Source organism: Marinoscillum sp. HNIBRBA16962, assembly GCF_057801515.1.
This window is the reverse complement of record NZ_CM173603.1, coordinates 1903860-1922787: the sequence shown is the minus strand read 5'-3', so window position 1 is coordinate 1922787 and position 18928 is coordinate 1903860. Positions and strand designations below refer to the sequence as shown.

At 41.5% G+C, this 18928-nt stretch carries 15 protein-coding genes; 3 read left to right on the top strand and 12 right to left on the bottom strand.

From position 1 onward, the window contains the following. Positions 1–460 precede the first annotated feature (460 nt). The 7 genes from AC3E9V_RS08180 to AC3E9V_RS08150 all read right to left on the bottom strand — a co-directional run bounded on the left by AC3E9V_RS08180 (position 461) and on the right by AC3E9V_RS08150 (position 9809). On the bottom strand, positions 461–1375 hold the full coding sequence (locus tag AC3E9V_RS08180; RefSeq protein ID WP_488748822.1) for an IS3 family transposase: 915 nt from the start codon (positions 1373–1375) through the stop codon (positions 461–463). Continuing rightward, positions 1375–1767, bottom strand: a complete 393-nt coding sequence (locus AC3E9V_RS08175; protein WP_488748821.1) for a hypothetical protein — start codon at positions 1765–1767, stop codon at positions 1375–1377. Before AC3E9V_RS08175 ends, AC3E9V_RS08180 begins: the two co-directional genes overlap by 1 nt. A gap of 88 nt (positions 1768–1855) precedes the next feature. After that, positions 1856–6229 carry a CHAT domain-containing protein gene (locus tag AC3E9V_RS08170; RefSeq protein WP_488752700.1) on the bottom strand — a complete coding sequence of 1458 codons (4374 nt, stop codon included), beginning with the start codon at positions 6227–6229 and terminating at the stop codon, positions 1856–1858. 227 nt (positions 6230–6456) lie between these two features. Next, positions 6457–7176, bottom strand: a complete 720-nt coding sequence (locus AC3E9V_RS08165) for a hypothetical protein (RefSeq protein WP_488752699.1) — start codon at positions 7174–7176, stop codon at positions 6457–6459. A 45-nt stretch (positions 7177–7221) separates the two neighbouring features. Continuing rightward, complete coding sequence (locus tag AC3E9V_RS08160; RefSeq protein ID WP_488752698.1) at positions 7222–8028, bottom strand: hypothetical protein; 807 nt, start codon at positions 8026–8028, stop codon at positions 7222–7224. A gap of 247 nt (positions 8029–8275) precedes the next feature. Continuing rightward, positions 8276–9082: a hypothetical protein gene (locus tag AC3E9V_RS08155; protein WP_488752697.1), complete on the bottom strand. Its 807-nt coding sequence runs from the start codon at positions 9080–9082 to the stop codon at positions 8276–8278. A gap of 169 nt (positions 9083–9251) precedes the next feature. Next, on the bottom strand, positions 9252–9809 hold the full coding sequence (locus tag AC3E9V_RS08150; protein WP_488752696.1) for a hypothetical protein: 558 nt from the start codon (positions 9807–9809) through the stop codon (positions 9252–9254). A gap of 231 nt (positions 9810–10040) precedes the next feature. Between AC3E9V_RS08150 and AC3E9V_RS08145 the strand changes: the two genes are divergently transcribed. Next, on the top strand, positions 10041–10778 hold the full coding sequence (locus AC3E9V_RS08145) for a LytR/AlgR family response regulator transcription factor (protein WP_488752695.1): 738 nt from the start codon (positions 10041–10043) through the stop codon (positions 10776–10778). Between the two features lie 425 nt (positions 10779–11203). On the opposite strand, the gene AC3E9V_RS08140 is transcribed toward AC3E9V_RS08145, so the two are convergent. From AC3E9V_RS08140 to AC3E9V_RS08130, 3 genes are all read right to left on the bottom strand, one after another. Beyond that, positions 11204–13276, bottom strand: coding sequence for a tetratricopeptide repeat-containing sensor histidine kinase (locus tag AC3E9V_RS08140; protein WP_488752694.1), 2073 nt, complete (start codon positions 13274–13276; stop codon positions 11204–11206). 122 nt (positions 13277–13398) lie between these two features. Continuing rightward, on the bottom strand, positions 13399–13590 hold the full coding sequence (locus AC3E9V_RS08135) for a hypothetical protein (RefSeq protein ID WP_488752693.1): 192 nt from the start codon (positions 13588–13590) through the stop codon (positions 13399–13401). 293 nt (positions 13591–13883) lie between these two features. Then, positions 13884–14534: a hypothetical protein gene (locus AC3E9V_RS08130; RefSeq protein ID WP_488752692.1), complete on the bottom strand. Its 651-nt coding sequence runs from the start codon at positions 14532–14534 to the stop codon at positions 13884–13886. A 36-nt stretch (positions 14535–14570) separates the two neighbouring features. Between AC3E9V_RS08130 and AC3E9V_RS08125 the strand changes: the two genes are divergently transcribed. Both AC3E9V_RS08125 and AC3E9V_RS08120 read left to right on the top strand, forming a co-directional pair. Continuing rightward, positions 14571–15488, top strand: coding sequence for a hypothetical protein (locus AC3E9V_RS08125; protein WP_488752691.1), 918 nt, complete (start codon positions 14571–14573; stop codon positions 15486–15488). After that, on the top strand, positions 15485–15904 hold the full coding sequence (locus AC3E9V_RS08120; protein ID WP_488752690.1) for a hypothetical protein: 420 nt from the start codon (positions 15485–15487) through the stop codon (positions 15902–15904). Before AC3E9V_RS08125 ends, AC3E9V_RS08120 begins: the two co-directional genes overlap by 4 nt. An 82-nt stretch (positions 15905–15986) precedes the next feature. Here the strand turns inward: AC3E9V_RS08120 and AC3E9V_RS08115 are convergent, their stop codons facing one another. Next, positions 15987–18005, bottom strand: a complete 2019-nt coding sequence (locus AC3E9V_RS08115) for an OmpA family protein (protein WP_488752689.1) — start codon at positions 18003–18005, stop codon at positions 15987–15989. Between the two features lie 11 nt (positions 18006–18016). Further along, a complete protein-coding gene (locus AC3E9V_RS08110) occupies positions 18017–18928 on the bottom strand; it encodes a PorP/SprF family type IX secretion system membrane protein (RefSeq protein WP_488752688.1) in 912 nt (303 codons plus the stop codon).

Below are 18928 nucleotides of genomic sequence, written 5' to 3'. Positions count from 1 at the left end.
CATCAGATTACTTTTCACCCCCATAAGATTACTTTCCACCCTCATCAGATTAGTCTAAACCCTTATCAGATTACTCTGAGACCCCATAAGATTACTTTTTACTCATATAAGATTACTTTTCACTCGCATCAGATTACTTGCTGACCTTTCCGGATTACTTTTTACTTGCTCCGTTTTGAGGCGTCCTAAAATAACTTGACAGGTTTTACATTAATTCTGATTGTAGTTTACAATAATAATTGATAATCCTAATTGTACTTTACCAGTATTGCTTTAATCCTGGGAGAAGTAGACAGGCTAGGATCTAGTCCTGCTTTGGGTTGTCATGTAATTTGTTATTCCTTCATTTGCTTTACAGTTTAAATGGTCATACTAATTCAGCTTTACTTGCTACCTAGTAATCCTGTTAATACTTTACGGGTTGTCAGATAATCCTAACAGGAGTTGACCCTTAAGGAGCTTAATCCTGACTGCTCTTTTCACCTTTTCTTACAGTCCTGTTTAAGCTTACCGATTCCTCAATAGCCTTAGCTGTATGTACCTGCTGTGGTGTCATTCCGTTCAGGCTATCATGAGGACGCAAACAGTTATAAGATGCTACTGCTTTTTGTACCGCCTCTTCTGCTTGATGAGGTGTATCAAAGGACTTCCCTAAGTTATAATCTCCTTTTAAGATACCGTTTACCCGTTCAGCAATCGCATTCTCATGAGGGCTCCCTCGGTGGGTCATGCTTATGCTTGCCCTATGGGTTTTCAGCATGTTTACATACCCCTGGCTGCAGTACTGCACGCCCTGATCACTGTGGTGGATCAGACTCTTCTCCACGTATAGCCTGTTCGAAAAAGCCATTAATAATGCTCTCATGGGGCCATCTGCAGAAAGGTTGTCCAGCAAGCAGTACCCCATGATTTTCCGTGAATAAGCATCTGTAATCAGGCTTAGATACATGAAACGCCCACCTACTGTCAGGTAGGTAATATCCACCACCCAAACTTGCTCTGCTCGCTTTATTTCCAGTCCTTTTACCAGGTTTGGATAGCGTCTAAAGCCATGTGTACTGTCAGTGGTCTGAGGCCTCCTGCGCTTTCTCTGCCGCACTTTCAAGCCATTACGCTCCATCACATCGAAGAGATAGTCCCGACCAATACGCAACTCGTTTTTCGCCAGCTGTTCATTAATAAGCGGCAGTAGTTTACGTGCTCCAAGCTTCTGGATACCGATATGATTACGGATGTCCTTTACCAGCTTAACCACAATGGTCTCTAGTAATGCATGGGATGTTTTGGACTGATGCCAGTGGTACCACCCTTGGCGGGTTTTGCCAAACAGTCGACAAAGGGACGCAAGCCCATTGTCTGGATATATTAATCGCATTATTTGGACTGCTTGGCCCCAGGCTTTTTTCGGATCTGGATGTTAAACTGGTCCTCAGCTACATCCACTAACGTCTCCAGAGCTGATACTTTCAGCATAGCCAGCTCTAAAGCCTTCTTCAGCTCTGCATTCTCCTTCTCCAAGGCCGAGGCGTCTTTATTTTGGTTAGAGCTTTTCATGTTGTTTAAAATACGAAAATATCCCAGATGCTCCAAGGCTTCCTGCTTAAAGGTGTGGACAGTATGGTTTTCCAGCCCATGTTTCCTGGCGATAAAGCTTGTGGACTCCCTGTCCATAACCAATTCTTCCAAAACCACTTGCTTGAACCCAGCACGATACAAGCGCTTACTCTTGTACTTTTTCTTGATTTCTAATGCTTCTGTTGTTTTCATAACTTGACTTGTTTGGTGTCAAGCTATTTCAGGACGGGACCGTTTTCAATATTGAAGGTGACCACTTGCTGACCCAGTGAGTGAGGCCCTAAAACCCGATCAATACAAACGGCGACCAATAGTAAGGATGGCTAAACGACTGGGATCGGATCAATTCGGTCTTAGAGCGGTGAAGCGCGGAGCTAAACCCACCGGTACTGTGATTTAGAAAATGCCTGTAGAAGTTAATCATCAGCTCAGAAGTGCTTCGGTCTGAGACTTTCCAGTAAGACATAAGGATATTCTCAGCTCCGGCGTATAAAAAGCCCCTGGTTAGTCCCACTACTCCCTCCCCTGTAACGAGTCTACCCAATCCAGTCTCACATGCAGAAAGCGTGACCAGCTCAGCGTTGAGATCTAAATCATACACCTCTCCGGAGTAGAGGATGCCATCTTCTTTCTCGTCAGATTGCGCTAACAATAAGCCGGAGAGTGATGGCTCCAGGGTATTTACAAAACCGTGCGTCGCAAAGTGGATAAACTGGTAGTTTTTCAGTTGCTGACGTTTAAGTGTACTTTCTTTTGCCTGCCTTCCAAGCAACAAAGTGGTTTTATACCCGGCAGAATCGAGTAAACTAACAATAGACCTGACTTCAGATGCGCTGCCTGGCAGGGGCTGCACATACCGCCCATCTTTCAAAAAGCCACGGGAGTTGGCAGATTCCAGTGATGTATACTGCGACAATGCCTCCTGATTGCTGGCCGAAAGCTCTGGCCCGGAAGAATCATCATCACTAAATATTGGAGCTAAGGCTAAAAATTGACCATTTGCTTTTTTGCCAGTTTGCAGGCTCTTAAAAAATGAAGCGGAAAGCAAGTAGGAAACTTTAAAATCTTTCACCAGATACGGGTACGTCTGGTACTCCCCTTCTGTCCTGACCTTTCCGGTAAGCAATGCCTCAAACGGAATGGTATATAAGTTTCCATCCGGAATGATGATCAGCTGGTCAATTTCTTTATCGAGCTTCGGGATCAACGTCTTTCCCAGTTCCAGTCCACTTTCAGCATAAACCTCATCCTGAAAATATAGAATCGAATTCCTGAAGCTTTTTATTTGTGACTCCAACTCACCATTCTCCATCAACACCTCATATTCTGCAGGGTCATTTTTTGTTATGGTAATCCTCAATAACTCATTTGGCCCATAAGAATAGGAAATTAACGCCGCGTGCTCCGGAAGCATGTCCTTGATCTGCCGGATGGTGTAAGGCTCTACGGAGCTGGAAGAAGCAGCATATTTAGGATAATTTTCCCGCAAGGACTTTTCAAGTGAAAGGAGTTCTCTCTTATAACCAGAAAGACTATCCAAATACGTATTGTCTTTTTCTGCCACTTTTCTTTTAGCATCCCTGATTTTAGCCTCCAGAGCCATCTTTTGGTTGATCAAGCGCTCCGGGATTTGACTTTGTCGAACGGCATTCACTTCTTTCATGGAATTCAACAAGGTGAATGCTTTCGTTTTTTCCATGTAATAAAAAGCCTGCTCTAACTCGGACTTACCTTTCACCCGCTTTTTACCCTTCATCAGCTGACCCAAAGCTAAAAGTCTGTCTTCACGGGTCTTGCTTGCAAGCAAAAAGCGATCTTCTTCGTGAATGAGGTTAGCAACCATCAGATCAACGTACCGGTCGTAATCTTCCATGGTGGCCAAAGAATCACCAAGGTGTTTCAGCTGTTTGAGGTGATGATGAAATAAAAGTAAGTCATCACAACGCCCAATCCCTTCGGCGTTAGACCCGTCCTCAAACTTCACCCAATCTTCGTATTCTTTTTGATTATCAGTGGGGGGCATGATCTCTTCGATGTAAGGAATGGTATACATGCTTTTGGCGAACAAACCCTTTCTCAAAACCTCTCCTGAGAGCACCAGGGAATTAAAATCCAGTATCTCCAATCCATCTAACAAAGCTGAGGCGGCGTTTTGCCAGTGATAATACCTGGCCAGGTCAGCTCGAAAAGCTTTCGAAAAATAGTTTAGCCTCTCCTCCTCAAGGTGCAAAACCTTTTGCTGGTAATAAAAGAAATCCTGAAGAAGGCCTTCATACTTCTTGGTGAGAGCTTTCCCTGACTCTGAGCTTCCACTGTAAGAAAGCCTTGATTCCAGGTCCTTTAACTCATCGTTTAGTCTCTCCAAAAAGGTATAATATGAAGGAAGTATGGCCTGATAAAAAGTGGCTATCTCTATGTATTGATCAGCCACTGTTGGGTGATAAGAGCCATAGGACTCTAATGTATATTCAAAGGTAGATTTATACCGCTCGGCAATGTCATCCAGGTACCTCTCATTCTCATCAAAATTTTCGACTATGACCTCAATATCCAGCTTTGTATCTTCCGTACTTTGCATTCTATTTAAGATCCGCTCAATACCTCCACTCAATCCTTTCCCTACCTTTTCCCATTTGTCTTCAATGGCCAGGTAAAATTGCTTGTTGGTTTCCAACATCAGCTTGTGGTATTGCCCCACAGATGGGTGATTAAACCCCAACCGATCCGCAGAAATATCAATCAGAGAATCGTAAAGGTCTAGCTTTTCAGTTAATCGCTCATCCTCCTTGTATTGGTTAGCCTCACCATACAACACACCAACCTGATCTACCTTCAGGTCACTTTCTGAAAACCGCACAGGATTAAACTCAAGTGCATGAAAATCACTGAAATAAATGGACGGATGGGCTGCCATCAGCCCTTCAGTTCTTATCGCCAGGGCGCTATCTGCCAGCACGTGCGATAGAGGTCTTCCTTCCCCGTCACCCCCTACACCTTCCATTTGCTTCATGGCATTGGCTTTAAGCGTCAGCGCATCAGCTAAACGTAGATCTGAGCCCTTGAGAATATCCCCCTTCATACTCAAACTTCTAGAAAACTCCTGATCTGCTTTCTTAAAATCATTAGACTGATAATGCGCAAGACCGATCAGTTCGTGCGTTCTTGCTGTAGCCAGTTGATTGGATAATCTGCTCCTTATCACCAATGCCTGTCTGTAGTGATCAAGCGCTTCATAATAGTTTCCCGTGAGGTAATAGTAATTCCCGAAGGTCTCCAGCCAAAACGCCTTTAGCTCAGTATTACCCTGCTCAAGCATGCTCTGCGCAGCATTGAGGTGAGAAAGCGCCTCAGAAACTCTGGAAAGTTTTACCTCCAGCCCGGCAGTTCTTATCAAAAGATCCGCTTTTGAAATGCTTAAGCTTCCATTGTAAAACTGAAGGCATTTTAAATAAGCAGATGCCGCATCATCAAATTTTCCTTGTCGCTTCAATACTTCAGCCAATATCAAGACCGAATCAACAGAGGCCTCATCCGTATTTTGGATTAATCCATCTATAAAATCATCACTAAGGTCAACCCGCTCATAGTCTGGGAATCCCTCAGCGCTGCGAAATTGATTACTCAGAGGCAATAGAAAGTCCCATTTTGAATAGTCAAAGCTTGAAGTCACCTGTCTTTTGACCTCCTTTTTAACCGGAGCTTCATCTGGCTCCTGCTTCATTTCTAAAAGTTCTGCTCTGAGCTCTTTGCGATAAGTATTGTAAAAGATCCCTACTCCTTTTTTCGGTTTATATTCCATTTGGCCCAAATAACCCAGAGCCTTATCCCGGTTACCCAGCCACCGGTGACCAACGGCCAGATTATACAGGCTGGCTGTAAGTACTCCCCAGTGTTTCTTTTTATCCCAACTGTATTTTTCCAGGCCTTCCTCCCAAAACTTCATAGGCTCCTCAAGCAGACTGTCTCCCTGAGTACCTCCGGTGGCTATATGTTTAATCGCTTTAAAACCCGGGATTATCCTTTTATCATACCCGGTAAAGTCATATTTCCCTTTTGAAATGGCTGCTGCAAGGTGAAGTGTTATTTTTTTCTGAACTGGTGAAAATTTTTCCAACTCCTCTTTGGCCTTTTTTAGTGCATCGGATAAGACGCTTCTTTGCATGATTGTAATGTCCCGGGAGTAATCTCCCAACATAATATCATAAGCAGAGTGATAACCGGACTGTGACTCTCCCTGTTCGTAAAGCACCTGATTAAGAAATTCGAACCCTTTTTTATCCTTCACCATAAAGCGAATGGGATAACTAAATTCCACTTGGAAATAATAAGCATGTTCCCCCCTGGAAGGGTCTTTCCTGAGCTCGGTATTAAGCATTCTGAAACTTCCAACCTCCATCGATATGACAAGGTCAGAAAGATCATGGTCTACTAACGCTTTCCCATCCAGCTTGAGCTGATTGATCCTGTAGGGGGAAGTCAAATATTCTTTAGTGTAGTCATCATTAGCAGTAACCCTGACACTATACGTCTGTAGACCATCAGGTAGCTGATAGGTAGGTTTTAATTCCGTAGAAAGGTAGTAATCTCTGGTAATAATCCGGTGACCCTGGCACGAGAAGAAGATGAGTGAAGAAAGCAGTAATATTAAACGCATAGCAAACAGCAGTATAAATTATTTTTCCTTTTTCATGTGTTCAAAGTTTCGAAATTAGCGGTTTGCCGCAACTCTTTGATTGCGGCCGGCCAGGCATACCAGGTTGGTATGGCCGCTTCGGACTCTTACGCTAAAGCTTCAGCGTCAGCGTGCGGTCCGATCAATATCTAAGTTGAGACTACGTGTCCCGGACTACGCGTCCCGGACTACGCGTCCCGGCATCATGCTCATTTCCTGTACTTTTCCATTATTTCTTCCATAACTTCAGGGATACCTGTTTCTATGTCCTTTTTTAATTCTTCCATGTAGGGGGCGTAATCATGTATGGAAGCAAGATTATCAATACTGATCAAACTATTTGGATCCACGTCAAATTTCTTTCCCCTTTCATAAACCACATTATAGCCAAGGGATTTACCGACACCTTTAACTCTTCCATTTTCCCGGGTGGTCACAAACCTTATCCCCACGCTTTTGACTACCTGTGCGTAGTTTCGTTTTTTAACTTCATGATAATCTTTTTCGTAAGTAACATTAAGGTCAGGAAGCACCAAAAAATCAATTCCCATAAGTTTCCACTCATAGCCATCTACCTCCACTTCTTCACCGAGAAATACGGTTTTTTTATGGGGAATATCCTCTATGGACATATAATAAAACTTATCCGTGTCAAATGCATCGTTTAATAAATCAACTATGAGAGCCCCGTATGTTTCCAGGACATCCTCATCAAGTGATATGGGTGTAGAATCATACTTTTCTCCGGGTAACTGTGAAAAAACACGCAGATTGATCAGTGTTGTTTTGGAAAAAGCATTAAAAATGACAGGGATCTTTTCAGACGCTTCTACCAGCTCAGGAATCTGAGGCTTTCTTACCTTTAGAGAGGTTGTGACAAGCAACAGAACCACAACAAGACAGGTATTAAATAACATTCTGAAATTCATAAGGGATCTAATTTAGTTAGAGTTACATAAGCTCCGGGAGCTGCGTTAGTGGTTTTCCCAATACCATTGATTATATTCTTTTATAATTCTATAGAGAGGTAGCTCAGACCCGGCAAAAGTATCTCTCAAAAGAGCCATTATCTTCATTGAATAGCCCTGCTTTTTTTTCTTTATTTTCTTTGCTAACTCCGGATAATCCTTGACGTACTTGCTCATCTTTCTTTTGAAACCACCCGGAAGAACCATCCACAAACCTGGGTTCACTTCATCTTCTTCCAGCTTTTGCATAGTCATGGTCTCGGTATATGTTGTGACTGGTGGAAACGAGGCGCCATTGGTTTTGGCAATGAAAAAGAGTAATTTGATGGGACCCGCAGCATATTGGGCTCGCAGAAAGAAATCTTCCTTCGTTACGATTTCCCGTTTACTTTTGGACAGCCATATTTCACCATCATACATATAACCCTTAATTTCTCCTGGCAAATACTCTTTTTCCCTCCTTCCCTCTCTAAACGAAACACCCATCTGTGGTATGTATTTCAGCTCATTGACCGCATTCAATGCTTTTGTAGCCTCCACACTTTCTACTCCTGAAAACTTACTGTACGCTGCCCGAGCTTCAGCTAATAGTTCCTTATAGGTTTCCATGTTGAGATTCCGCGTCTCGTGACTATCCCAATAGGCAAAGTTCATTTCATCAAAGAGAAACTTCACCTCTCCGTAAATTTTCTCCCCATCTTTAGTTACAATGTAGGAATACTCATCATTGGTGGTCCATATCTCATCAGCCTGTGCGCTTACTTCGCCGTAACTTAAAAGCAGAATAAAAGTGATTGCTAAAAGATATTTCATGGAGATTCTGGTTAAGAGGACTAAAAAACCTCTTGTGCAAAACTATCGAAATTAACAAATAGCACAGATCCGGTAAGCGGCGTACCACTGAACCGGACCCAAGCTATCAGAAGTGTATTTTTAGAAAGAGTAAGTATATCTATGTAGGTCACGCTAAATGTCATCATTTACAGGGTGCTTTCCTTCGTATGAAAACTTGGTAGCAGAACAAAAATTACACTTCAATAAGAAACCTAAGTTGAATCTTTCAATTATTCTCCCGGTGCCACTGGTTATACTCTTTGATGATTCTGTCAATGGGGGACTCAGATCCCGCATATGCATCTTTTATTAGAGATACCATCTTCATTGAATAGCCTTGTTCTTCATTTCTTACTTTCTGGGATAATTCCGAGTAATCGCTAACATAATCACTCATCTTTTTCTTGAAAGTTCCGGGAATGGCCAGCCACAACGTAGGACGCACCTCATCCTCATCCATTTTTTGCATTGTAACATCTTCGTTATATTCAGTGACTGGGGGGAATTTTTCTGTGTTAGCCGTTTTTGATACAAAAAAAAGTAATTTGATCGGACCCGGCGCATATTGAGTTTTCACCAGAAAATCTTCCTTTTTCAGAACCTCTCGCTTAGTTGTAGTGATCCACACATCTCCGCCATACATAAACCCTTGCAAGTCACCCGGTTCATATTCTTTTTCCCGTTTGCCATCACTAAATGAAATACCTATTTGAGGTACATATTTCAATTCATTAAGGGCATTTAATGCAAGGGCAGATTCTTCACTTTTAGCATCGGAAAATTGATTGTATTTTTCCTGCGCTTCAGAAAGGAGTTGTGCATACTTCGTCATATCCAGATCCCGGGTTTCTTGTTTGCTCCAATACTTAAACTTCATATCCTTGAATAGAAAGGTTACTTCTCCGTAAATTTTCTCACCCTTATCGGTTACAATATAGGATTGGTCGTCATCTGTGGTCCATGTCTCTCTGGTTTGAGCGCTTGCATTAAAACCAGCTATAATTAAAAAACAAATCGCAACGGTAATTTTCATTTCCAGTTGTAGTTTAGGTTATAAAAATGATAGGTTATAAAAATTATGCTGGTTAATGGAATCAAATAGGTACGAACCTAAATATTCCAAGATACAAAATTCATACTTCAATCGAAAATAAGGCTCTCCTTCATCTTTTAGTCCAAAAAATTGGAGAGCCTTATATGCATTAAAAAGAATAGGTATACCCTATAAAATACCTCATATAGGTCACGTTAACGTCATCATTTACAGGGTGCTTTCCTGCGTATGAAAACTTGGTAGCCAAAACAAAACCTCCAATTCTCAGGCCTAGCTCTGGCGAAAATCCAAAATTTGTTTTCTTTTCTGCCGGAACTACTACCTCTTCAGAACCATCATCATTTACTACGGAGATCTCGGGTGTCTCCACCTGGTATAATCCGGTAGCAATAGCTCCATAAGGTGTAAATTTTTTATCCATAAAGCTGTAATAACCTTTAACCAGGTAACCGGTCATACCTGTAGCATCCACATCACCAAAACCATCCCCTACCGTTACAATAGCTGAGGCATCGTATTCAATGCCTGCATCCAGTTTTTCATTAAACATATACCGTGCATTGAATGCATACCCGATACCGAGATTCGAATCGCTTCCAAAATCTCCGGTAGCAGTGGAGACTCCAAAATTTGCATGAAGTCTTACCTGACTAAACCCGAACATGGTTACGAACAAAGTCGAAATTGTTAATACTGTTTTTAACATAGTTTTAAGCGTAAAAAAGTGATTGTTTTTTGAATTATCTCAGGAAATTTAGAAGTTAGCCAGTATCCTTTTCAACTAAGATTTTTGAACGGATTGCTTTTCTTGGTGAATTGGTTAAAAACCTTGATAGAGGATTTTAGTGTCAAAACCCCTATATATAGGTAATTGAATAAAAACAACGGGACTAAAATCAGGTCAATCAAGTATCTTTAAAGTCCCAATCTGTTTGCTATGCCAGAATTAAAAGTCTTGATCGTTGAAGACGAACTGTTAATTGCTGAGGATTTACATAATAAACTCAAAAAATCAGGGTACTCTGTTACCGAGATTGTTGATAATGGTGTAGATGCTATAAAATCCATATCTGACAACCCTCCTGATATCATCTTGATGGACATTGGTATAAAAGGAGAGCTAAATGGTATAGAGCTTGCCGAAAAAATCCGAAAGAAGGTCCAGTGTCCATTTATCTACTTAACTCATTATTCAGACTCTAAAACCTGGCAAGAGGCTAAGAAAACAGGACCTAGTGCATACATCATCAAGCCTTTTCGTGAGCGAGACCTTAACATAGCTATTGAACTGGCCATTCAAAACTCCTATGACAAGCTCTCCGAAGGAGAAAAAAAGGAAGAAAGTGATGATGTATACCTACTAGAGGATCGTGTCTTTATCAAGCACAATCACCGGTTTGAAAAGGTAAACCTGAGGGATATTCTGTATCTCAAAGCCGATGGTAGCTATACCGAAATAAAAACCGTGGATAAGGATTACATCTTTTCGGAAACACTGAACATTTTTGAAGGAAAGCTGCCCTTCAAACAATTTATCCGCATCCATCGCAGTTGGGTCATCAACGTAGACCGAATAGAGGCTTTTGAAGAGAACTCTGTGGTTATTGGTAAGCGTACCATTCCCATTAGCAAAGTCTTTAAAAGCGAGTTTAAAAAGCGGTTTAGGTTTGTTTGATCTGAAGCGGGTTGCGAGGTGCGAGGTTGCGTGGTTATGAGTTGAGCTCCTACATCTATCCCCTTTGGGGGATTATCAATGCTATTAAGCTAAGGTTGTAATTTTATGAGATCAGTCATTCCAGCAATGGAATCTATGAATTACTAGGACGAAAATGCTCAAAATACCAAAGACTCCATTCTGGAGTGACCTTAGCTTAACAGCATTGGGGGGATTATAGGGGGGATTGGTTGCGGGTTTTTCCGTTGTGGGTCTCTCGGGTTACTAGGTTCACACCGATACACATACCGATCACCGAATACTGATTACCATTTCACCGATTACCGTTTCACACAGGTTGCGGTTTGTAGAAAGTCTATTTCTCTCCTTCAGTAACTTCTGGCCCTGATCCGGCCTATTACGAGTTGCCTATTCCTCGGTGATCTTCACAAAGGAAGCGTGATAAAGAACGCCGCTCCTCCTTCATTGGTCCGTGTCAAAGTGCCTTTGAGCTGTTTTATCAGGATCTGCACCATCTTCATACCAAATGACCTGGTTTCATCAGCAACCGGTTCTGAAAAGCCTTTGCCATTATCCCGGATACTCAGATCAACCGTATTGGAGTTTTTTCTGATTGAAATAAACAACTTGGGATCCTTTACATCCTTAAATGCATACTTAAATGCATTGCTGATCAGCTCATTGATGATCAAACCAAGTGGGATCGCCTTATCTACATTGAGTTTAAGGTCTTCCGGTACACAGTTATAATCCGTAGCTACCTGATGCTGCCCATAAGAGTCCTCAATGTTTTCGATCAATCTCTTGACATATTGCTGAAAATCCAGTTCCTGATTCTCATCCTGAAAATACAGGTCCTGATGGAGTAAGGTCATGGCCTGCACCCGCAACTCACCTTCTTTAATAGCCTCCCTGGCCTTGGTACTTTTCATTTTTTCTGACTGTAGGCTAAGCAGGCTGGACAGGATATTCAGGTTGTTTTTCACCCGGTGATGAAGCTCCCGCATCAGGAAGGTGATCTTTGCATTGGCTCGTTTCTTAATCCGGTAACGATTATAGGCAAGTCCGCTGAGTAAAAACAGCAGAACCGTACTGCCTACCAGCATATAAATTGAAATCTTCTGCTGACCAAGAAGGTCCCTTTGCACTTCATTGATCTCATTAAGCGAAGCAATGTCCCGCTCCTTTTGCTCGGTTTCATAGCGCACTTGCATCTCAGTAAGCGCTCGCTGCTTCTCAGCATTGAGAATGCTGTCCTTATAGATCGTATACAATTTATGATACTCCAGCGCATTGGAGGTCATTCCCATTTGCTCATAAAGCCGGGAAGTAAGCTCGTAGTTGTCTCTTAGAATTTCCAGCGTCCCCATTTCCTGTCCCAGAGCTTCCCCTTTTTCTAAGTATTCTTTTGCCTGACTATAATTTTTTTTCTGGAGATAAAGTTTACTCAAATCATTATATAAAATAGCTTCTGTTGGCCTATCACCAATTTCCATTGCCAGGTCCAGCGATCTGAGGTAGTGATCTTCTGCTTTTTCATGATTCCCCAACTTAAAGTAGATCTCGCCCAGGTTATTTAGAGAAGAAGCTATTCTTGCAGGATCACCAAGACGTTCTTTAATGGTTAAAGCCTTTGTGTGATAATCGAGTGCTGTGCTAAGGCTATCCATATCTTTATACACATTGCCAATATTATTCAGTGAGCTGGCTATTCGCACCGAATCATCCAAAGATTGCCTGATTTCAAGTGCCTTAAAGTGGTAATTCAGAGCTTCCTCACTTTCATTTGTATTATTATAAATGTTTGCAATTGCATTGTAACACGAAGAAAGGGAAGCTTTTCTGTCTAACCTGGAGAAGGCTTCAATGGCTTGTTGCAGGTAAGAAATGGAACGATCAAATAAAGACAATTCCTTGTAAAGAATTCCGATGTTAAGCAAAGTAGATGCTTTTTTGCCTTCTAATGTTAACTCTTCATAAATATCAAGAGATTCTTTATACAAATCCAAAGCCCTCTGATACTGGCCTTGACTGTAGTAAATCACACCACAACTCACCAATGCATCTGCGAGAAATTCCGTTTGTTGATTTTCCCTGGAATATTTAATTGACCTTTGACTATAATAAAGCGCACTATCGTAACCGTTATTTCGTAAATAAATGATCGCAAGCCTATTATAGAATATAGGGTAGTGATTTTTGGTATGCTCAGTTATGTACTCTAATGCATTCAAATATGTTTGCTTAGCCTCTGATAACCGTCCCCCAGACTCAAGTACAAGACCCAGCTGACTGTGTATTTGCAATAAAAAGTCTTCATCAACATTATTTCTTGAAATCAGTTCTCTTAAAATCTTCTCAGAATCAAGTAACTGATGATTAATATAGAGTTTCTGAGCCTCTTGCAGTAAAGAATCGGTATTAACCTGTGCAAACCCCGAAACAAACTGAAGTGAGGAAAGAGACAGAAGAAAGAAAATAAAATATCGGTTGACCATTATCTTCTTCTAAGATACACAGAATTTAATCTTGAAAATCATTCAATTTTACGGCGAAAATATACATTATAGTAATAAGAGAAGGAGCAAAAAGCTCCTTCCCAGATAAACTTTCCAAATCATCAATCTGCGGTGATACACCCGGAGCATGGAAGATCCGGATCTTCATCATCATTCCCATCAAAAGACCCTTTAAGATCATTCTTTTCAATAGAAGAATTCGGCTCTACAAGCTGCTCTTCACAGCTACTAGATCCAATGACTGTGGCCAGCATGATCATTACGATCACAGACCATTTCTTTAACGTTTTCATAACAAAATTGCGTTAAACGGCGAAAAACAAAAACTGAGAAATAACTGTGCTTTAGGCTGCACAGCAGTCATCGGAAGTAGGACCTCACCGGCCTGACCCATCAGAAAAACTTCCGAACTTTCCGGATGGATCAGAACCAGGTCCTGTGTAATGCTCACTCGTGATTGACCGGCTGATCGAATCACTTAAGCAAATTAACGGCAGGGTTACGAGGGGGTATTACTTAGAGTGTACTGAAGATTTACGCTTTTTTTACATAGTTTTTTCAAGCGTAAAATGGGCCTAAATGAAGCTTAATCGGTGATTTTTTGTAGAAGAGTAAACAAGGGATCTACGGGTCCCAGTCTTAATCGAGGTTTCGGATTGGTGGCATTGGCTAAAAATAAACGCTGAGGTTCTTCACTATTTCCATAGGTTACCTGGATCCAATATTCACCTCCATCTCCACCCATGGAAATTTCTTTTAAAGATCCCACATGGGAAATTTCGATCTGCAGATCTCCGTCAAAGTGCAGAGTGCGATTGTCGCGAAGTGACAAGACTCCCTGATCAGGGCTTCTCCAGATATCCCAAATTTTGAATTTTCTTTTGGTGCACCAAACTTTTAATGAGTCAGGGTTTGCCGTAGGTGGAGGAACTTTGTCATCCAGTTTGCCCTGATCAAAGTATTTTTGAAACTGGAAGAAATCATCAAACCCAATAAATTGCGCCAATTTATGTAAGTAGGTGGTGTTAAGTCCAATTTTGGCATTTTCATCAGATTCATTTTTTTCGATTTCTTTAAACAGGTTGTAGTACAGGTATTTTTGGTTAAAAACAGGTTCGCCGATATGTTCGTTTATTCGTTCACTGAGCACTTCCATTCCGGCATGATTCAAAGTGACTGCTGCTTTTTCAACAGCTCTTTCAAGGAGAGATCCCGCTACTTTGACATTAATCTTCATATCCGCTAACTTAACCTCATTTTACAAACCTAAGCCATGAGCTATCCATTTAAAACCGTTCTTTTTTCTCTAGTGTGCTGTCTTGTTACACAGGGCTTGTCCGGACAAGACCAGGATTTGACAGAAAATACCAAATTTTTCGAAAAGAAATTACCTGAATATAATAAATGGCTTGACCATTTCGGGCTTTTGAGTATCATAGAATTGGAAAAATTTGATGTCACGGAAAGCTCCATTACGTTCACCCTAAAAAGTAAAGGTAAGTATCGAAACCCGGAGTTTATGGCTCAGGCCTGGGTGGATATCAGAAAGGAATTTGAAGAAGCCTCTGGTTTGAGGCTCGAGAAAACACTGTTGGAAAAATTTGCCTACATCATGGAAGTAGCGCCGGATCAGTCCTTTATGGAAGTAGTCAGCGCTGTCCCTTCACTATTCCAAATTCAGGCTGGTTACAAGGCTGGGAGCTTTTATATAGAAGAAACGATGGGAGACCTGAGAGGAAATGATGACAGGATCAAAATAAATGTAAAAGACCTCAAAGCTTTGGGTAACAGGGAGCAATCTTATGGGAGCCTTGAATCAACGAAGATGCTTCTCCTAAGCAGCTTAAAGGATTTTTATCAAAATGCAGATTCCAAATTCGGTAACACACCAAAAGTAGATGTGCTGCTGGATCGTGATAAAGAATTCACACTGCTAATCTCCAACATATCAGATCAAATTATAAACACTTACTTTGAACTGATCAACCTGAATGTACATTTGACGCAGCAAGGTGATGAAATTGATATTTCTTACACGGTTTTTGGTAAATACAGTTCAGGGATCTTCTCTGCTCCCAGGGTCACCTCATCTGACTACCAGGACATGTATCCAAAGTATAGCGCAGAGTTAACACTCTATATAGATAAGCTTGGACAAAAAATTCAGGAGTACTTAAAAAAGGAAAATTGAGGGAAACACAACTAACCTATAGAATAAGTAAACTCATCCTGTTTCTTGGGGTTTTGTTTTTATTGGAACTAATTGTCTATTCAATCATAGGTGGTTTCACCGGAAGCGAATTCACAACCCTCCTGGGTATGTGTTTGCCAATGCTTCTACTCTACCTGACTGTAGTGATTAAGTTTGCTTATGAAAACCGCTACCTTGAATCCGGAGAAAAAGTAAGAACTATATTCTCTTATTTCTCCACATTCATCATACTGTTCCTTTTCATAGCAATGATGGTCTTTCTGTCCCTCAAAGCCTTATTTAACCTTATCCAATTTGAGCAACTAAAGCTGGTTATCCTTATTATCCAGTCAGGGTTTGGCATTTACGGTGGTTACATCGTTACCGAAATATTTGCTAAAAGGGTTAATAGTTAAAAAAACCAGCCAAAATTGACTGGGCTTTGTCAATCATATACGGAAAAATACGAGTGATCAGATCACAGGATTATCCTAAAAACTAATCTTCAGATAGGATGATGATTTCTGTTCGTCTGTTTGCTTCATGTTCTGAATCCGTGCAATCATCTCCACAAGATATTAGTAGGTCCTCTTCTCCCCTGGCTTTAGTTAAGATACGTTCTTTATCTATACCTTTTGCTATCAGGTATTCCCGGGCAGCATTTACCCGCTTTTCTGATAAGGTTTGGTTATAAACGGATCCTCCTCTGGTGTCTGCACGACCTGTCAACTCCACCTTAACTCTTGTGTTTTTACTTAAAAAATCCACCAGCTTATCCAGCTCAACAGAGGCCGTTTCGCTTACTGAATGCTCATCAAATTCGTAAGGAACACTACCTATAGCTTTTTCTCCAACAATATTTATACGCTCCGCCTCAAGTTTATCTTTGAGCTCTTTCAAATCTCCTTCAAATCCAATCCAACTGGTTCCATCAGAATAATAAAGCTGATTGGTAAGGCCATTTTTTGTAAAAGTATAAACCCATGTTTCAGCAATCACTTCTTCTTTCAGCTTCACCTCATACTCCAGATTTCTGTCATCCAGGCTCAGGGATTTTGTATCCACCATTAATTCGGCTACTCCATATCCCTCTGCCATCCCTTTTACGGCTATCTCAGCACCTCTCAACACTTTGATCTCGGCTGTAGAATTTTCCTGACGGCTTACAACCTTGTTTTGTGGTTGTTCCATAATCTCAATCATTCCGGAAAGCGGCTCACCTGTTTCAACATCCGTTAGCTTAAAGCTGAGCTGATAGTCAAACACTTTTACCTTATAAATATCATCGCTTCCTGAGCCACCTTCCCTGTTGCTGGAGAAGTACCCATCACGACTATCATCAGACCATACCAACCCAAAATCATCGAATTCTGTATTGATGGGATAGCCCATGTTTTCAGGCTTACTTTCTGAATCTCTAAGGTCTACCCTGAAAACATCGAGTCCGCCCAAACCGGCATGCCCGGAGCTGGCAAAGTAGAGTTTACCACTCTGAAAGAATGGAAACATCTCGTCTTTTCCCGTATTAATTCCGTTTTGAAGAGCTACCGGATCAGACCAATTTTCACCATCAAAGGTAACTTTGAAGATGTCCGTTCCACCACTTTCACCCATATCACTGGCAAAGTAAAGCTCACTTCCATCTTCACTAATCGCCGGATGCCCGCAGGAGTAGCCAGCCTTGTTAAATGGCAGCATTGTTGCCTTTTCCCATTTTCCATTTTCTTTTCGTTCTGAATAGAAAAGCTTTAAGTGATTGACAAACTCACCTGGCAATCGACTGTTGTCCCCCTCATATTGATTTCGGGTAAAGATCACTTTCGTGTCATTATCATAAAAAACTGCCGGACCCTCATGATACCTGGTATTTAGCCTTTTTCCCATTTCGCTGGGGGCCTCTCCATCTTTAATTTGGTAAAGGTCCAGGAAGCTGGAATTATCCCAGTTAAATTTGGGTGCAAGTGGATTATTGTCTGGTCGGGAAGCTACAATGACAAGGCCATCCTCATAAAACGCAGGGCTAAATTCTGATCCTGATGTATTAAAAATGGCCTCTTGAATAGTGTACGCTTCCTCATAGTGATAAAATGACTCCAGCGACTCAAAGCCCTTCACTTTGAATTGGACCCATCCGGACTTATCTCCATAATTTTTCATGATTGCACTGGCTTCATCATATCTTCCGGCACTGGCCAAAACCAATCCATAGTTAAGCATATGCTCTTCTGATAATTCTCCCATTTCAAGGGCTTTTTCATACCAGTTAAGTGCTTCCCCATGATCGTTTAGTTTCTGGTGGCATGATGCCAGCTTCACTGCGGTTTCCTGGGAGGAGTTAAGCTCAAAAGCTTCTTCATAATACCTGGCTGCTTTCTCAAAGGAATAAGCTTTAAATGCTTTGTCAGCAAAATTCAAGATCCGCTGATGCTTATTACCAGACAGTGTTTCCGGAGTAGACCTGGCAACAAATAACGCTCCTGTTAGAAGGAAAATAGAAAGTATATATTTCAGTTTCATAATAGGCTATTTTAAAAATATCTGGGTGTCAAAATTCTCTTGTTGACCTTTTCGATGATATAGCTAACCATGATCTCATGAGAGGTTGCGCCCATCTGATTCACAGTAAAGTCATGGGCATAACTCACCAGGAACCTTGGGTTGATCTGGATGCCCAGCAGGCCATCAATACTCTCAAATGACCGGTAAGAAACTCCCAACCAAACAACATTGCTAAAAAGGGCATTCAGGTTAAGGTCAACCTGAACAGGTGAGCTTTGAACTCCTTTCACTAAAATATTGGGTTTCAGATATAACTTCTCACTTACAGGGATCACCAATCCGGCACTTCCGTAGAAATGTCTGACTTGCTTTGCAAAAGAATTGTCAGGATCATCAAACTCTACTTTTTGCGCAAGCACACGAGGTACCGAAAGACCAACGTAAAACTTATCTGAATGCAATAGCAAGCCCGTCCCGAAGTTCACTTTGAAGGTATTCAGGTTTCCACTCACCTGAGTATCTCCCGGATCAAACAGGTCATTCATACCTTCCCCATAGTTCACGGAATAGTTGTGCAGGTTGGCCTGCAAACCCATGGATAACTTTACATTAGGAGCTACCTGTATCCGGTAAGCATAGGAAAAGTAGCCTCCAAACTGACTGGATATACCGATCTGGTCACGAAACAATGTGGCTCCAAGGGAGAAGTTGTAAAAACTGATCGGGCTATGGATGGTAAAAAGTTGAGTATTAGGGGCTCCTTCCACTCCCACCCACTGCTCTCTTGCCAGGGCACTGGCACTTATCCCGCCATGCACACCGGCATAAGCCGGATTCAGGAAAAGTCCATTATGCATGTACTGAGTTATCATCAGTTCCTGCTGAGCAAAACACCCAAAAAAAGAGGTTAATGCTAATAATGTGGTCAATAGTACTTTCAT

What these genes read in the sequence shown, in the direction of transcription:
- AC3E9V_RS08180 (WP_488748822.1), bottom strand. Translation starts at nt 1,375, where the DNA reads ATGCGATTAATATATCCAGACAATGGGCTTGCGTCCCTTTGTCGACTG.
- AC3E9V_RS08175 (WP_488748821.1), bottom strand. Translation starts at nt 1,767, where the DNA reads ATGAAAACAACAGAAGCATTAGAAATCAAGAAAAAGTACAAGAGTAAG.
- AC3E9V_RS08170 (WP_488752700.1), bottom strand. Translation starts at nt 6,229, where the DNA reads ATGCGTTTAATATTACTGCTTTCTTCACTCATCTTCTTCTCGTGCCAG.
- AC3E9V_RS08165 (WP_488752699.1), bottom strand. Translation starts at nt 7,176, where the DNA reads ATGAATTTCAGAATGTTATTTAATACCTGTCTTGTTGTGGTTCTGTTG.
- AC3E9V_RS08160 (WP_488752698.1), bottom strand. Translation starts at nt 8,028, where the DNA reads ATGAAATATCTTTTAGCAATCACTTTTATTCTGCTTTTAAGTTACGGC.
- AC3E9V_RS08155 (WP_488752697.1), bottom strand. Translation starts at nt 9,082, where the DNA reads ATGAAAATTACCGTTGCGATTTGTTTTTTAATTATAGCTGGTTTTAAT.
- AC3E9V_RS08150 (WP_488752696.1), bottom strand. Translation starts at nt 9,809, where the DNA reads ATGTTAAAAACAGTATTAACAATTTCGACTTTGTTCGTAACCATGTTC.
- AC3E9V_RS08145 (WP_488752695.1), top strand. Translation starts at nt 10,041, where the DNA reads ATGCCAGAATTAAAAGTCTTGATCGTTGAAGACGAACTGTTAATTGCT.
- AC3E9V_RS08140 (WP_488752694.1), bottom strand. Translation starts at nt 13,276, where the DNA reads ATGGTCAACCGATATTTTATTTTCTTTCTTCTGTCTCTTTCCTCACTT.
- AC3E9V_RS08135 (WP_488752693.1), bottom strand. Translation starts at nt 13,590, where the DNA reads ATGAAAACGTTAAAGAAATGGTCTGTGATCGTAATGATCATGCTGGCC.
- AC3E9V_RS08130 (WP_488752692.1), bottom strand. Translation starts at nt 14,534, where the DNA reads ATGAAGATTAATGTCAAAGTAGCGGGATCTCTCCTTGAAAGAGCTGTT.
- AC3E9V_RS08125 (WP_488752691.1), top strand. Translation starts at nt 14,571, where the DNA reads ATGAGCTATCCATTTAAAACCGTTCTTTTTTCTCTAGTGTGCTGTCTT.
- AC3E9V_RS08115 (WP_488752689.1), bottom strand. Translation starts at nt 18,005, where the DNA reads ATGAAACTGAAATATATACTTTCTATTTTCCTTCTAACAGGAGCGTTA.
- AC3E9V_RS08110 (WP_488752688.1), bottom strand. Translation starts at nt 18,928, where the DNA reads ATGAAAGTACTATTGACCACATTATTAGCATTAACCTCTTTTTTTGGG.